This window comes from Mesorhizobium sp. B2-6-2 (assembly GCF_006440615.1).
In the GTDB taxonomy this organism is placed as follows: domain Bacteria; phylum Pseudomonadota; class Alphaproteobacteria; order Rhizobiales; family Rhizobiaceae; genus Mesorhizobium.
Genome location: NZ_VFUG01000003.1, coordinates 113619 through 129087, shown reverse-complemented (window position 1 = coordinate 129087; position 15469 = coordinate 113619). Strand labels below are relative to the sequence as shown.

At 65.9% G+C, this 15469-nt stretch carries 14 protein-coding genes and 1 riboswitch; of the genes, 8 read left to right on the top strand and 6 right to left on the bottom strand.

The genetic code is table 11. The features are described from left to right. Nucleotides 1-4: 4 nt before the first annotated feature. From FJ419_RS08705 to FJ419_RS08685, 5 genes are read right to left on the bottom strand one after another with little or no spacing between them, the layout of a single operon-like run. On the bottom strand, nt 5-1327 hold the full coding sequence (locus tag FJ419_RS08705) for an NADH-quinone oxidoreductase subunit E (RefSeq protein ID WP_140689740.1): 1323 nt from the start codon (nt 1325-1327) through the stop codon (nt 5-7). Next, nucleotides 1328-2518: an NADH-quinone oxidoreductase subunit D gene (locus FJ419_RS08700; RefSeq protein WP_140545668.1), complete on the bottom strand. Its 1191-nt coding sequence runs from the start codon at nt 2516-2518 to the stop codon at nt 1328-1330. Between the two features lie 8 nt (nt 2519-2526). Then, entirely contained in the window at nt 2527-3129 is a 603-nt protein-coding gene (locus FJ419_RS08695) for an NADH-quinone oxidoreductase subunit C (RefSeq protein ID WP_140689738.1), read from the bottom strand. Between the two features lie 4 nt (nt 3130-3133). Further along, nucleotides 3134-3715 (bottom strand): NADH-quinone oxidoreductase subunit B, encoded by a 582-nt coding sequence (locus FJ419_RS08690; RefSeq protein WP_015317338.1) that lies wholly within the window; start codon nt 3713-3715, stop codon nt 3134-3136. After that, on the bottom strand, nt 3706-4071 hold the full coding sequence (locus tag FJ419_RS08685; protein WP_042643187.1) for an NADH-quinone oxidoreductase subunit A: 366 nt from the start codon (nt 4069-4071) through the stop codon (nt 3706-3708). The genes FJ419_RS08690 and FJ419_RS08685 overlap by 10 nt, the downstream gene beginning before the upstream one ends. A gap of 333 nt (nt 4072-4404) precedes the next feature. On the opposite strand from FJ419_RS08685, the gene FJ419_RS08680 reads away from it, so the two are divergent. The 8 genes from FJ419_RS08680 to FJ419_RS08645 all read left to right on the top strand — a co-directional run bounded on the left by FJ419_RS08680 (nt 4405) and on the right by FJ419_RS08645 (nt 14738). Next, nucleotides 4405-5604: a winged helix-turn-helix domain-containing protein gene (locus FJ419_RS08680; RefSeq protein WP_140689736.1), complete on the top strand. Its 1200-nt coding sequence runs from the start codon at nt 4405-4407 to the stop codon at nt 5602-5604. Between the two features lie 30 nt (nt 5605-5634). Then, nucleotides 5635-5838: riboswitch (cobalamin riboswitch) on the top strand. A 39-nt stretch (nt 5839-5877) separates the two neighbouring features. Next, the gene (locus FJ419_RS08675; RefSeq protein ID WP_140689734.1) at nt 5878-6309 is read left to right on the top strand and encodes a DUF1636 family protein; all 432 of its coding nucleotides are present in this window, start codon (nt 5878-5880) and stop codon (nt 6307-6309) included. Continuing rightward, nucleotides 6306-7343: a cobalamin biosynthesis protein CobW gene (cobW, locus tag FJ419_RS08670; protein WP_140689732.1), complete on the top strand. Its 1038-nt coding sequence runs from the start codon at nt 6306-6308 to the stop codon at nt 7341-7343. The genes FJ419_RS08675 and cobW overlap by 4 nt, the downstream gene beginning before the upstream one ends. Nucleotides 7344-7361: 18 nt before the next feature. After that, nucleotides 7362-11114, top strand: a complete 3753-nt coding sequence (locus FJ419_RS08665; protein ID WP_140689730.1) for a cobaltochelatase subunit CobN — start codon at nt 7362-7364, stop codon at nt 11112-11114. Next, nucleotides 11111-12598: a precorrin-3B synthase gene (gene cobG, locus FJ419_RS08660; RefSeq protein WP_140689728.1), complete on the top strand. Its 1488-nt coding sequence runs from the start codon at nt 11111-11113 to the stop codon at nt 12596-12598. Before FJ419_RS08665 ends, cobG begins: the two co-directional genes overlap by 4 nt. After that, complete coding sequence (locus FJ419_RS08655; protein ID WP_140689726.1) at nt 12599-13231, top strand: precorrin-8X methylmutase; 633 nt, start codon at nt 12599-12601, stop codon at nt 13229-13231. Further along, nucleotides 13228-13977: a precorrin-2 C(20)-methyltransferase gene (locus FJ419_RS08650; protein WP_140689724.1), complete on the top strand. Its 750-nt coding sequence runs from the start codon at nt 13228-13230 to the stop codon at nt 13975-13977. The genes FJ419_RS08655 and FJ419_RS08650 overlap by 4 nt, the downstream gene beginning before the upstream one ends. After that, nucleotides 13974-14738 (top strand): precorrin-3B C(17)-methyltransferase, encoded by a 765-nt coding sequence (locus FJ419_RS08645; protein ID WP_140689722.1) that lies wholly within the window; start codon nt 13974-13976, stop codon nt 14736-14738. The genes FJ419_RS08650 and FJ419_RS08645 overlap by 4 nt, the downstream gene beginning before the upstream one ends. On the opposite strand, the gene FJ419_RS08640 is transcribed toward FJ419_RS08645, so the two are convergent. Beyond that, nucleotides 14702-15469: a cobalt-precorrin-6A reductase gene (locus tag FJ419_RS08640; RefSeq protein WP_140689719.1), complete on the bottom strand. Its 768-nt coding sequence runs from the start codon at nt 15467-15469 to the stop codon at nt 14702-14704. The two genes, FJ419_RS08645 and FJ419_RS08640, sit on opposite strands and share 37 nt — an antisense overlap.

The following is a 15469-nucleotide window of genomic DNA, read 5'->3' as shown; positions in this document are numbered from 1 at the left end:
TCCCTCAGACCGGCTTCTTGCCGAAGACGCGGATGTATTCGGCGACGCCGCCCTTGGCGAGCGCCTTGGCCTGCTTCACCCAGTCGTCGCGCTCGATGCGGCCGCGGAAATTGAGATAGCCGTCGACCCATTCGCGCTCGGCCTTCTTCCAGGCGGCGACCTGCGCGAAAGTGTAGATGCCCAGCGAATGCAGGGTGCCTTCGATCTTCGGGCCGACGCCTGAGATCAGCTTGAGATCGTCGACCGTTGCCGGGCGCTCGATGCCGGCCGGCCGGTTCTTGTCGTCGAGCGAAGGTTTCGCCGTCTTGGCGACCGGCTGCTTGGTTTCCGGCGCCTTGAAAGCCGTGGCCGGTTCGGCCTTCGTCTTCGGCCCGCTGCGCGGCTTGGAAACGGCCTCGACCTCCGGAGAAGCCTGATTGGCGTTGGCGGCCGAATGGCGCGGCGCCCTGACGCTGGCGCCGTTCTCGGTGGCCGGGGCGACCTTGACCGGCGACGGCGTGTTGAGCGCCGGGCTGGTTTCAGCCGCATGGGTCTTCGGCTTGCTGGATTTCGACGGCCCAACGGGGCCCAAGACGGCCGGAGCCGTCGCCGAACTTGCCTGCGCAGCGGGTGCCGGGGCTGCGGCGGGAGTTGCAGGCGGCGCCGACGCGAGAGCTTCCTTGGCCGCTTTCGCCGCCGCCCTGGCTTCCTTGTCGCGCGTCGACTTCAGGATCGCCTTTTCGCTGGTCAGCGTCGTCAGCCCGGTAGCCGGCTCGGACCCGTGGCGGCCGTTCTGCGGACCAGGCTTCACCTCGGCGCCCTTGCCGGCGTCGTAGAGATCGATGATCTCGGCCAGCCGCTCTGGCGTCAGGTCCTCGAAAGTGTCCTTGAAGATCATGACCATCGGGGCGTTGACGCAGGCGCCAAGGCATTCGACCTCCTCCCACGACAGAGTGCCCTTGTCGTTGGTGTGGAATTGGTCGTGATGGATTTTCGACCGGCACACATCCATCAGCGCTTCCGAGCCGCGCAGCATGCAGGGCGTGGTGCCGCAGACCTGGATATGGGCGCGCGTGCCGACCGGATTGAGCTGGTACTGCGTGTAGAAGGTCGCGACCTCGAGGCCGCGGATGCGCGGCATGCCGAGCATGTCGGAGATCGTCTCGATCGCCGCCTTGGTGACCCAGCCTTCCTGCTCCTGCGCGATCATCAGCAACGGGATGATCGCCGACTGCTCGCGCCCCTTCGGATATTTGGCGATCCACTGCTGTGCCGCTGCCGCGTTCTCCTTGTTGAAGGCGAAGGTGGCGGGCTGGAGGCTAGCTTCTGCAAGACGGCGGACTGACATTTAGCGATCGACCTCACCAAACACGATGTCGAGGGAGCCAAGCACGGCCGTAACGTCGGCGAGCATGTGGCCGCGGCACAGGAAATCCATGGCTTGCAGATGCGCAAAACCAGGCGCGCGCAGCTTGCAGCGATAGGGCTTGTTGGTGCCGTCGGAGACCAGGTAGACGCCGAATTCGCCCTTCGGCGCCTCGACGGCCGCATAAACCTCGCCGGCCGGCACGCGGTAGCCCTCGGTATAGAGCTTGAAATGATGGATCAGCGCTTCCATCGAGCGCTTCATCGCGGCGCGCTTCGGCGGCACGACCTTGCCGTCGAGGTTCGACACCGGGCCGGCGCTTTCCTTGCCGAGCAAGAGATCGACGCATTGGCGCATGATCCTGGCCGACTGGCGCATCTCTTCCATACGCACCAGATAACGGTCGTAGCAGTCGCCGTTCTTGCCGATCGGAATGTCGAAATCCATCTCCGAATAGCATTCATAGGGCTGCGATTTGCGCAGGTCCCAGGCAGCCCCCGAGCCGCGCACCATCACGCCCGAAAAGCCCCAGGCCCAGGCATCGGCCAGCGACACGATGCCGATATCGACATTGCGCTGCTTGAAGATGCGGTTGCCGGTCAAGAGCGCGTCGAGATCGTCGATCGACTTCAGGAACGGGTCGATCCACTTGCCGATGTCCTCGACCAGCTTCTGCGGCAGGTCCTGGTGCACGCCGCCCGGCCGGAAATAGGCCGCATGCATGCGCGAGCCGCTGGCGCGCTCATAGAACACCATCAGCTTTTCGCGCTCGACGAAGCCCCACAGCGGCGGCGTCAGCGCGCCGACGTCCATGGCTTGCGTCGTCACATTCAAGATGTGCGACATGATGCGGCCCATCTCGGAATAGAGCACGCGGATCAGTTGGCCCCGCTTCGGCACTTCGATGCCGAGCAGGCGCTCGGCCGCGAGCGCGAAGGCATGCTCCTGGTTCATCGGCGCGCAATAGTCGAGCCGGTCGAGATAGGGCACGGCCTGGAGATAGGTCTTGGCCTCGATCAGCTTCTCGGTGCCGCGATGCAGCAGGCCGATATGCGGATCGACGCGGTCGACCACCTCGCCGTCCAGCTCCAGCACCAGGCGCAAAACGCCGTGTGCCGCAGGGTGTTGAGGCCCAAAGTTGATATTAAAATTGCGGACGGAGGTTTCAGCCATGGCTCGCCCTACTGCTTCGCCTTCTCATCCCCCGGCAGGACGTAGTCCGTCCCTTCCCAGGGAGAAAGAAAATCGAAATTGCGGAATTCCTGCTTGAGCTCGACCGGCTCGTAAATCACCCGCTTGGCCTCGTCGTCGTAACGCACCTCGACGAAGCCGGTCAGCGGGAAATCCTTGCGCAGCGGATGGCCTTCGAAACCATAGTCGGTGAGAATGCGGCGCAGGTCCGGATGGCCCGAGAACAGCACGCCGTAAAGGTCGTAGGTCTCGCGCTCGAACCAGTCGGCGCCCGGATAGACGCCGGTCAGCGACGGCACCAGCGTCTCCTCGTCGGCCTGGACCTTGAGCCGGACGCGTGCATTCTGCTTCGGCGACAATAGGTGATAGACGACGTCGAAGCGCCTGGCGCGCGACGGATAGTCCGCTCCGCAAACATCGATGATCGAGATGAACTGGCAGCGCGGATCGTCGCGCAGGAAGGTCGCCACCTCGATCAGATTGCCCGGTTCCACCGAAACCGTCAGCTCGCCATACGCAATCACGGCGTGGCCGATGCGGCCGGAGAGCTTCTCGCCGAGATAGGTGGAGAGTTCATTCAACGCCAGGGTCATCGGCTCACCGTTCGATCGTGCCGGTGCGGCGGATCTTCTTCTGCAGAAGGAGAATGCCGTAGAGCAGTGCTTCCGCGCTCGGCGGGCAGCCGGGCACATAAATGTCGACCGGCACGACGCGGTCGCAGCCGCGCACCACCGAATAGGAATAGTGGTAGTAGCCGCCGCCATTGGCGCAGGAGCCCATCGAGATGACGTAGCGCGGCTCCGGCATCTGGTCGTAGACCTTGCGCAGCGCCGGCGCCATCTTGTTGGTCAGCGTGCCGGCGACGATCATGATGTCGGACTGGCGCGGCGACGCGCGCGGGGCGACGCCGAAGCGCTCCGAGTCATAGCGCGGCATCGAGGTGTGGATCATCTCGACCGCGCAGCAGGCGAGGCCGAAAGTCATGAACATCAGCGAGCCGCTGCGCGCCCAGGTGATCAGCGCCTCGGTCGAGGTGACGAGAAAACCCTTGTCGGCCAGCTCATTGTTGATTTCGAGGAAGAAGGGATCGTCCTCCCCCACCGGCCTGCCGGTGTTGGGGTCGATGATGCCCTTGGGCTTCGGCGCGACGAGGGTGCCTGAACTGTCGTTCAATCCCATTCCAGCGCTCCTTTTTTCCATTCATAGGCAAAACCGATGGTCAGCACCGCCAGGAACACCATCATCGACCAGAAGCCGAGCATGCCGAGCTTCGAGAAGGACACCGCCCACGGGAACAGGAAGGCGACCTCGAGATCGAAGATGATGAACAGGATCGACACCAGGTAGAAGCGGATGTCGAACTTCATGCGGGCGTCGTCGAACGAGTTGAACCCGCATTCATAGGCGGAAAGCTTTTCCGGGTCGGGATTGCGGTAGGCCACAAGGAACGGAGCGATGATGAGCGCCAGACCGACGATCATCGCCACGGCGATGAACAGCACGATAGGCAGGTACGAACTTAGGAGTGCGCTCATGCGGCGACTTTCCTTCGGCGGGGGCAGTTCACTTTGATTACAGCAACGAACTCTAATGCGGAAGCGTGACAGTTTAACCGCTGAACCGTTTTAGGAGGCCCATGCTGCAACGCGGCGAGGGTTAGCGCAGCGGTTTCGGTGACGCAAGTCAAACGTTGTTCAAATCGCGGCCCTGGACGCCTTATCGGAAGAAACTGGTCCGATCCGCTCCTGTTTGATTTCCTTCAGCTTTCACTCCACTTTTCTCTCCTGACATATCTCCCGCCATTTGCCTGCTAGCATGACAGGAATCACCGGCTAAAAATCCAGCAGACGATCGGGCAAGGACACCTGATGAAGGACAAGATTTCGCTGGCCATGGCGAGGCGTATTGCGCTCGGCGCGCAAGGGTTCAACGACCCCAGGCCCAGTGGTGTTCCGGATCGCCGCCACCTTGCGCGGGTACTTTCGCGAACCGGCCTCTTGCAGATCGATTCCGTGAGCGCGGTGGTGCGCGCGCATTACATGCCGCTCTATTCGCGCCTCGGCCCCTATCCGCTTACGCTGCTCGACAATGCCGCGGTCACCCGCAAGCGCGCCGTGTTCGAGTACTGGGCGCATGAGGCGTCGTTCCTGCCCGTTGAGACGTACCCGCTGATGCGCTGGCGCATGCAGCGCGCCGAGCAGGGCGACGAGATGTATCTCGGCCTGGCGAAATGGGGCCGTGAACGCAAGGAAATGATCGACGAGATATATAGAGAGGTCGCCGATCGCGGTCCGATCGCCGCGTCTGATATCGAAGGCCACAAGGGCAATGGCGGCTGGTGGGGCTGGAGCGAGGCCAAGCACGCGTTCGAATGGCTGTTCTGGGCCGGGCGCATCACCACCGCCTACCGCCGCGGCTTCGAACGCTATTACGACCTGCCCGAGCGCGTTTTGCCGCAGGCGGTGCTCGACCTGCCCGTACCCTCGGTCGAGGACGCGCATCGCGAATTGCTGCGCATTTCCGCCCGCGCCCATGGCATTGCCACCTATGGCGACCTGCGCGACTATTTTCGTCTCGCGCCGGGCGACACGAAGGATCGCATCGAGGAACTGGTCGATGCCGGCGAATTGCTGCCGGTGAAGGTCGAAGGCTGGGACAGGACAGCCTATCTCCACAAGGACGCCCGTTCCCCGCGCCGGATCGAGGCGCGCGCCCTGCTTGCCCCCTTCGATCCGGTCGTCTTCGAGCGCACCCGGACGGAAAAGCTTTTCGATTTCCGCTACCGCATCGAGATCTACACGCCGGCCGAGAAACGCCAATATGGCTACTACGTGCTGCCCTTCCTGCTCGGCGACCGGATCGTCGCCCGCGTCGATCTGAGAGCTGACCGCCCGGCCAGCATCTTGCGCGTCCACGCCACCTATGCCGAGGCCGGCGCCCCGCCTGAAACGGCCGCCCAGCTCTTCGATGAGTTGAAGCAGATGCAGGCCTGGCTCGGCCTGGAGGCGATCGAAGTGACGCCGGCCGGCGACCTCGGACCGGCGCTGGCCGACATCGCGGTGTCGTAGCTGCGCGTTGACAGGGAACTAGCCGTAAGCCTAAATCCTGACCCAGACGGTCTTCTCCCGGCAAAGGGAGGAGCCAAGAGGGAATGCGGTGCGGGCCAAAACCCAAATCCGCGGCTGTCCCCGCAACTGTAAGCGACGAGCCTCTGCCGAAAACCACTGGGATGTTCCCGGGAAGGCGGCATTCAGGGCGACGACCCGCGAGCCAGGAGACCTGCCGTCTGAGACTTTAAGTATCCGAATGCCCGGCGGGTTTTCCGGGCAAGGAGCGTGGTTTTGGATCGCAACGGCAGTTTCCCGGCAAACAGTGCGGACGTTCCGTCCGAGCCCGACGCTTTGGCCGGCATCACCGTCATCGTCTGCTCATCCTGCCGCGACGAGACCGGGTCGGATGGGCATCCGCGCGCCGGCGCGCTGCTTGCCGAAGACACGCGTCGGGCGGCTTGCGGCGAAAAGATCGACATCCGTACTGTCGAATGCCTCGGCAACTGCAAGCGCCGGCTAAGCGCGGCGCTGCTGCGCGACGGCTGCTGGAGCTACGTCTTCGGCGATCTGGACACCGCCAGCGGCGCCGATCTCGTCGCCGGCGCGAAACTCTTCGCCACCTCGACCGATGGCCTGATCCCCTGGCGCGGCCGGCCCGATTCCCTCAAGCGCGGCCTGGTTGCCCGCATCCCTCCTCTCGACATGCTGAAGGACCGACCATGAACGCATCCGTTTCCCGTGTGCCCTGCACCGTCGTCACCGGCTTCCTCGGCGCCGGCAAGACGACGCTGATCCGCAACCTACTCGAGAACGCCAAGGGCAAGCGGCTGGCGATCATCGTCAACGAGTTCGGCGATGTCGGCATAGACGGCGAGATTCTCAAAGGTTGCGGCATCGACTCTTGTCCGGAGGAGAACATCGTCGAGCTCGCCAATGGCTGCATCTGCTGCACCGTCGCCGACGATTTCGTGCCGGCGCTCGACCGGATTCTGTCGCTCAACCCGAAGGTCGACCACATTCTGATCGAGACCTCGGGCCTCGCTCTGCCGAAGCCGCTGGTGCAGGCATTCCAGTGGCCGAGCGTGAAGAGCCGCGTCACCGTCGATGGCGTCATCGCCGTGGTCGACGGCCCGGCGCTCGCCGACGGCCGGGTCGCTTCCGATATGGATGCGCTGCAGGCGCAGCGTGCGGCGGACGATTCCCTTGACCATGACGATCCGGTCGAGGAGGTGTTCGAGGACCAGATCGCCTGCGCCGACCTGATCATCCTGTCGAAGAGCGACCTGATGGATGCGGCAGGCTCCGCCCGTGCCAACACCGTCATCGGCGATCATGTCGCGCGTGCCGTTAAGATCGTGCCGACAGCGCAGGGCAAGGTCGATCCCTCCGTGTTGCTCGGCCTTGGCCTTGCGGTGGAGGACGACATTGAGAACCGCAAGACCCATCATGACGACGAGCTCGACCACGAGCATGACGATTTCGATTCCTTCGTCATCGATATCCCCTCGATCGCCAATCCCGACGAGTTGGCCAAGCGCGTCGCCATTGCCGCCGAGCAGGAAAACGTGCTGCGCGTCAAAGGCTTCGTCGAGGTCGGCGGCAAGCCGATGCGGCTCCTGCTCCAAGCCGTCGGCCCGCGCGTCAATCACTATTACGACCGCGCCTGGACGGCCGAGGACGATCGCCGCTCGCGGCTGGTCGTCATCGGCCTCAAGGGGCTGAACCGCCCGGCGATCGAGCGTATCCTCGCCGGCTGAGGCCAACACGAAAAAGCGATGCACATCCTCGCCACCACATCCGCTTCGCTCGACGATCTCGCCGAGCCGATCGACCTCAGGCAGGCGCCTGCGGATGTCGTGGCACTGTCCTTCACTGACAGCGATCTCGCCGGCCTGGCCACCGCCTGGAAGGCCGATGCGGAGCGGCTGCCATCGATGCGGCTGGCGGCGCTGCGCGACCTTCGCCACCCGATGTCGGTGGACCTGTGGATCGACAGCGTCGCCCGCCACGCCAGGGTGGTGCTGGTGCGCATCCTCGGCGGCTATGACTGGTGGCGCTACGGCTGCGACCAACTCGCCGCGGTCGCGCGCGAGCGCGGCATCAAGCTGGCGCTGCTGCCCGGCGAAAGCCATGACGAGGACCTGCGGCTGATCGAAGCCTCGACCCTGCCGCGCGCCGAGCTCGACGCCCTGCTCGGCTATTTCCGCGAAGGCGGACCTGAGAATATGGCTGCCCTGGTGCAGAGGCTGGCAAAGCTGGCCGGATCGGATGCGGCCGTGGCCGAACCGGTCAGCGTACCGAAGGCGGGGTATTATCTGCCTAGAGTTGGCGTCGTCGAGAAGCCGAACCTTTTAAAGGTCGGCGTTCCGTCGCCCCCCCCTCTGTCCTGCCGGCCCCCGCAAGGGGGGAGATCAGCCGTCATCGACCCTGGCGCCTCTTCCGCTAACTCAGCAATAGAACACCTCGCAGCATCCGCGATTGGCGAAACCATCGACGGCAGCTCAATCTCCCCCCTTGAGGGGGAGATGTCCGGCAGGACAGAGGGGGGGGCGACAGAACTCGACGCCACCAACTTCAGCGCCCCGGTTATTCCCATCCTCTTCTACCGCTCGATGCTGCTGGCCGCCGACGTGGCGCCGATCGACGTTCTCGTGGAAGCGTTGAAGCTGCAAGGGCTCACCCCGGTACCGATCTTCGTGTCCAGCCTCAAAGACGCGGCATCCCTGGCCTTCGTAGAAAACGCCCTCAGCTCCCTGAACCCGGCCGCCATCGTCACCGCCACGGCTTTCGCCTCCGGTGCGGAACCCGGCGCCGAAACCCTCTTCGACCGCGCCGGCGTGCCCGTCTTCCAGGTCATCGTCGCCACCACCAGGCGCGAGGTCTGGCAAAAGAACCAGCGCGGCCTGGCTCCTGCCGACCTTGCCATGCATGTGGTCCTGCCCGAGCTCGACGGCCGCATCCTGGCCGGCGCGATCTCGTTCAAGGGCGAGGTCGAGACCGATCCGGCGCTCGCCTTCCGCGCCTTCGCCAACCGGCCGGAGGCGGACCGCGTCGCGCAGGTCGCCAAGCGGGTGGCGGCGTTTGTCCGCCTGCAGCGTACCGAGCGGGCCAAACGCAAGCTTGCCATCCTGATCCCTGATTATCCGAGCGCGCCAGGGCGAACCGGTTACGCCGTTGGGCTCGATGTGCCCTCCAGTGTGCTTGCGATGCTGCATGACCTGAAGGAACAGGGCTATGCGGTTGAGGGGATTCCGCAATCGCCGCGGAGATTGCTGGATGCGCTGGAGGTGGGTGGGCTTGGCCTTGCCTTGATGGATTATCTCGCCCTTTCGGCAGATCTGCCCGAGGGAGCGCGCGATGCCGTAAAGGCCGCATGGGGTGACGAGATAGGGCTGCGCGAGCCCCCCCTCTCTGTCCTGCCGGACATCTCCCCCTCAGGGGGGGAGATTGCCCTGTCGCCACCGCTTTCGCCAATCGCCAGCGTTGCAGGTGGAGCGCCGGCGCCCGAACTGCCAATCTCCCCCCTAGCGGGGGAGATGTCCGGTAGGACAGAGGGGGGCGCGACAGAACGCCAGCCTTCGCAGCTAGCGGGCGAAACAACCTTCCCCTTCCGCGCCGCCACCTTCGGCAACGTCACCGTGGCGCTGGCACCCGACCGCGGCCGCTCCGCCGACCGCCGCGCCGACTACCACGACCCGACGCTGCCCCCGCGCCACGAGTTGATCGCTTTCGGCCTCTGGCTGCAAAAATCGCTCGGCGTCCACGCCATCATCCATGTCGGCGCGCATGGCACGCTCGAATGGCTACCGGGCAAGACGGTGGCCCTCTCCGGAACCTGCTTCCCCGAGATCGTCACCGGATCGCTGCCCGTCATCTATCCCTTCATCGTCTCCAATCCGGGCGAGGCGGCGCAGGCCAAGCGCCGCATTTCGGCCGTCACCCTCGGCCATCTGCCGCCGCCGCTGACCGGCGCCGGCCTCGACGAGGCGCAACAAAAGCTCGAAAGGCTGGTCGACGAATATGCTCAGGCCGACGGCCTCGACCGCCGCCGCCGCGACCAGCTTGCAAAGCTGATTGTCGAGACAGCGCAAAAGACCGGCCTTGCCTCCGAAGCCGGCGTTGCCGGCACAGACGCTCCGGACGAAGCGCTGCGCCGCATCGACGCCTGGCTCTGCGACCTCAAGGATTTCGCCGTCAAGGACGGGCTGCATGTCTATGGCCGCGCGCCGGAGGGCGAGGCCGATCCGCTGCGCCGGCAAAGCGCCGAGGCGGAACGGGCAGCTCTGCTTGCCGCGCTCGACGGCCGTCACGTCAAGGCAGGACCTGCCGGTGCGCCGGCGCGCGGCCGCTCCGATGTGCTGCCCACCGGCCGCAATCTCTTCACCTCCGATCCGCGCGCCATGCCGACACCGACCGCCTATGACCTCGGCCAGGCGGCGGCGGAGGAAGTGGTGCGCAGCTATATGCAAAGCCATGGCGACTGGCCGCGCTCGCTGGTCATCGACCTTTGGGGCTCGGCCTCGCTACGCACCGGCGGCGAGGAAATCGCGCAAGGCCTGGCGCTGATGGGCTGCCGGCCGCAATGGGATGGTGCCACCGGCCGCGTCACCGGCATCGAGGTGCTGCCGCCGGCCGCGCTCGGCCGCCCGCGCGTCGACGTCACCTGGCGCATCTCAGGCCTGTTCCGCGACATGTTTCCGACCCAGATCGCGTTGATCGACGCCGCTGCCAACGCGGTCGCCAGTCGCGACGAGGACGATACCGAGAACCCGCTCGCCGCGGCGACCCGCGCGGAGGGCAAGGTCGGACCTCGCATTTTCGGCACCTCGCCGGGAACTTATGGCGCCGGCGTCGAGGACTTGCTGTCGCGCGGTGAATGGGGCGCGCGCGAAGAGATCGGCCGCGCCTATCTCGACGCCACCTCCCATGCCTATGGCGGCGCCGATGGCGAAGCGATCTCGGCGCCCGGCGCTTTCGAAGGCCGGATCGCCGAAGCCGATCTTCTCGTTCACACCGGCGACGATCCGGGCCGCGACATCCTCGAAGGCTCGGCCGACGTCGCCTTCATCGGCGGCTTTTCGGCCGCCCTTGCAGCACTTGGCCGGAATGCCGACGTCATCGTGCTCGACACGACCGACCCGAAGAAGCCAAAGCCGCGTTCGGTCGGCGAAGCCGTGTCCCGTGTGGTTCGCGCCCGCGCGGTCAACCCGCGCTTCATCGCCGGTCAGATGCGCCACGGACCGCGCGGCGCCTCCGAATTCGCCGAAACGGTCGACCGTCTGGTCGGCTTCGCCGAAACCACCCATGCCATTCCGGGCGCGCTGATCGAGGCTGTCCATGATGCCTATGTTGGCGACCCGGACGTCCGTGCCTTCCTGCTGCGCGAGAATCCGGCGGCTGCCAAGGTCATCGCCGAACGGTTCCTCGCCGCGCGTCGGCGCGGTCTCTGGCATCCGCTCAGGAATTCCATCGACGACGATCTCGCGGCCTTGATCGCCGAGGCCCAGGCAAGCGAGGTGGCGGCATGAACGCCTTCTCGCGGCGCGGCGCCTGCCCGGCCCTCAGCGCGCCGATGCAGACCGGCGACGGGCTGCTCGTGCGGCTCAATCCGGTCGCAGGAGGACTCGCGCCCAAGTCGCTGATCGGACTCGGCGAATCCGCCTTGCGCCACGGCAACGGCATCATGGAGGTGACGGCGCGCGGCAGCCTGCAGATCCGCGGGCTGACGGCCGAAAGCGCCCGGCTGCTGGCGGACGAAGTGGATGCGCTGGGCATCGAAGTACGGACGGGGGTGCCGGTCGAGACGGGGCCGTTGGCTGGGATCGATCCGGAAGAGAACGCCGATCCGCGTCCGCTGGCTGAGCGGATAAGCGCGGCGATTGAAGCGGCCGGGCTGACGACAAGGGTGGGACCGAAGGTGTCGGTGGTAGTCGATGGAGGTGGGCAGCTGACGATGAATGCGCTGACGGCCGACGTTCGGCTGAAAGCGATGCGGGCCGGCGAGGATGTTCGTTGGGGCGTATCGGTTGCCGACGACGGACGCAGTGCAAGGTGGCTTGCGACAGTCGATGCGGATGCTGCACGTGATATCGCTGTTGCAGCGTTGAGGATGGTCGCTGAGCGAGGTCGTGAGGCTCACACAAGAGATTTGTCGGAGCGGCAGTTGGCCTCTCTCGCAGGCTGGCATTCCTTCGCGCCCCCCTCTGTCCTGCCGGACATCTCCCCCACAAGGGGGGAGATTGAGCCGTCGCCGCCGGTTTCACCAATCATCAAGGTCGAGCCGAGCAGCAAGGTTGCAGGCAGGGCGCCATCGGCGGAGCTGCCAATCTCCCCCCTTGTGGGGGAGATGTCCGGTAGGACAGAGGGGGGCGCCGTAGAGCGCCCTCGCTTGCCGATTGGATTTTTCAAAATGAACGTCGGCCAGACCCTAGGCATCGCCCTGCCCTACGGCAGCATGCCGGCGCAGTCCCTCATCGATCTCGCCACCCAAGCCGCAAACCTCGGCGCCTCCGAAATCCGCCTTGCCCCAGGCCGCGCCTTGCTCTTCCTCGGCCTCTCCGTGCCCTCCTCGCTTCAATCCTCAGCCGCCGCTCTCGGCTTCGTCACCGACCCCGCCGATCCGCGCACCCGCATAGCCGCCTGCCCCGGCACGCCGGCTTGCGCGTCCGGCCGCATCGCCACCCGCGCCATCGCCGAAACCATCGCAAAGGAAAGCGCGGACCTTCTCGACACCTCGCTGACCCTGCACATCTCCGGCTGCGCCAAGGGCTGCGCGCATCCCGGCACCGCCGCGCTCACCCTGGTCGGCGGCGAAAACGGAGCCGGACTTGTCGTGGACGGGACTGCGAAGGCTCTTCCTGCCGCGTACAGGCCGGGCTATGACGCCGCGCGCGGGGTCGCCGGCATCCTTGCCGCGATCCGCGACGGACGACATCAGGGCGAAACCGCCGCCGCCTGCCTGGCAAGGCTTGGCGCTGCCGGCATCGCCGAACTCTATCGACGGAACCAGTGAATGGCCGCCTACGACTATATCCACGACGGGACGGCGATCTACGAGCGCTCTTTCGCCATCATCCGCGCCGAGGCGGACCTGTCTCGCTTCTCGGAAGCGGAGGCCGATGTCGCGATCCGCATGATCCATGCCTGCGGCCAGGTCGAAGCCGCCAGCCATTTCGTCTTCTCGAACAATTTCGTTGCCGCCGCCCGGACCGCGCTCGCCGCTGGCGCGCCGATCTTCTGCGATGCCGAGATGGTGGCGCACGGCGTCACCCGCGCCCGGCTGCCGGCCGGCAACGAGGTGATATGCACGCTGCGCGATCCGCGCACGCACGACATCGCCAGGGAAATCGGCAACACCCGTTCGGCTGCCGCGATCGACCTCTGGGGCGAGCGCATGGCCGGCTCTGTCGTCGCCATCGGCAATGCGCCGACCGCGCTCTTCTATCTCTTGGAGAAGCTGCGCGACGGCGCGCCGAAGCCGGCCGCGATCATCGGCATGCCTGTGGGTTTCGTCGGTGCTGCCGAATCCAAGGATGCGCTGGCCGAGAATTCCTATGGTGTGCCCTATGCCATCGTGCGCGGCAGGCTCGGCGGCAGCGCCATGACCGCCGCCGCGCTCAATTCTTTGGCGAGGCCCGGCCTGTGAACGCGATCATGAAAGGCCGTCTCGTCGGCGTCGGCACCGGCCCTGGCGATCCGGAGCTTCTGACGCTGAAGGCGGCGCGCGTGCTGGCCGAGGCCGACGTCGTCGCGTATTTCGCCAAGCGCGGCAACAACAGCAACGCGCGTGCCATCGTCGAGGCGCGCTTCCGGCCGGACATGATCGAGCTGCCGCTGCTCTATCCGGTGACGACGGAGATCGACAAAGATCACGACGACTACCGCGCGCAGATCGCCGATTTCTACGAGCAATCGGCCGAACAGGTCGCCGGGCATCTCGGCGCCGGCAGGATGGTGGCGGTGCTGTCGGAGGGCGACCCGCTGTTCTATGGCTCCTACATGCATCTGCATGTGCGCCTGGCGCACCGCTTCCCGACCGAGGTCATTCCTGGCATCACCGCCATGTCGGGCTGCTGGTCGAGCACGGGCCTGCCGATCGTCCAGGGTGACGACGTGCTGAGTGTGCTGCCGGGCACCATGAGCGAGTTCGAGCTGACGCGTCGGCTGGCCGACACCGACGCCGCCGTCATCATGAAGGTCGGCCGCAACCTGCCAAAAATCCGCCGCGCGCTGGAAGCGACCGGCAAGCTGGCGAAGGCCGTCTATGTCGAGCGCGGCACCATGCCGGGCAGCGTCTCGATGCGGCTGGCCGAAAAATTGGACGACAAGGCGCCCTATTTCGCCATCGTGCTGGTTGCCGGCTGGTCGGCTCGCCCGGGTGCCAAGGCATGAGCGGCCGTCTTACCGTCATCGGTCTCGGACCCGGCAATGCCGACCAGGTCACGCCGCAGGCTGCCAATGCTGTGGCCGAGGCTTCCTTCTTCTATGGCTACAAGCCCTATCTCGACCGGCTGGAGCTGCGGCCGGACCAGACCCGCATCGCTTCGGACAATCGCGAGGAGCTCGCCCGCTCCAACGAAGCGCTGGCCAAGGCGGCCGAGGGCCACAATGTCGCCGTCGTTTCCGGCGGCGATCCCGGCGTCTTCGCCATGGCGGCGGCGGTTTGCGAGGCGATCGAAGCAGGCCCGGCCGAATGGCGCGCCATCGACCTGTCGGTCGTCCCCGGCGTCACCGCCATGCTTGCTGTTGCCGCCCGCATCGGCGCGCCGCTCGGCCATGATTTCTGCGCCATCTCGCTCTCCGACAATCTGAAGCCTTGGGAGCTGATCGAGCTGCGCCTGTTGGCGGCGGCCGGGGCCGGCTTCGTCATCGCGCTCTACAATCCCATCAGCAAGGCTCGCCCCTGGCAGCTCGGCCGCGCCTTCGAATGCCTGAAGGCGATCCTGCCCGGCACCACGCCGGTGATCTTCGGCCGCGCCGCCGGCCGGCCCGACGAGCGTATCGAGGTTTTCCTGCTGGCAGATGCCGATGCGGCAAAGGCCGACATGGCGACCTGCATCATCATCGGCTCGCCCGAGACCCGCATCATCAAGCGCGGCGAAAAACCCGCGCTGGTCTACACGCCGCGTTCGGCAACGGGGTCGAAAAGATGATCGACTTTTGCCGCCAGCGCATCGACGGTTTCGGCCGAAGGAACGTCCGGCAAAGGCGGTCGGCGGATCATGACCACGTCGATGCCGAGCGCCCGCGCAGCGGCGATCTTGCCATAGGTCGCCTGGCCGCCGCTGTTCTTGGAAACGACGACATCGATGCCGTATTTTTCGAGCAGCGCCCGTTCATCCGCTTCCGGAAACGGTCCGCGCGCCAGGAGGTAAAACGCATCGGGCACGCCAAGCTTCGGCTCGACCGGATCCACGCTGCGGATGATGTAGCGGTGCTGCGGAGCGGCTTCGAAGCCGCCTGCCTCCTGCCGGCCGATCGCCAGGAAAACGCGGCGCGGCGCCGTGCCGAGCGCACGTGCCGCCTCGGTGACATTGTCCACCAGCGTCCAGCGATCGCCGGCCACGGGCTCCCAGCCGGGACGGCGCAGCACAAGGATCGGCACGCCGGATTTCGTTGCCGCTTCGGCGGCATTGGCCGAAATACGCGCGGCGTATGGATGCGTGGCGTCGATCAGCAGATCGACGTGTTCTTCGCGAAGATAGGCAGCCAGCCCGTCGGCACCGCCAAAGCCGCCGACACGCACCGGCACGCTTTGCGCGACCGGGCTTTCAGTGCGGCCGGCAAGCGACAGTGTGACCGACAAATCCGAGCGACGGACGAGCTTCCCGGCCAGCTGCCGGGCTTCCGTCGTTCCGCCGAGGATCAGGATACGGTGGGTCAT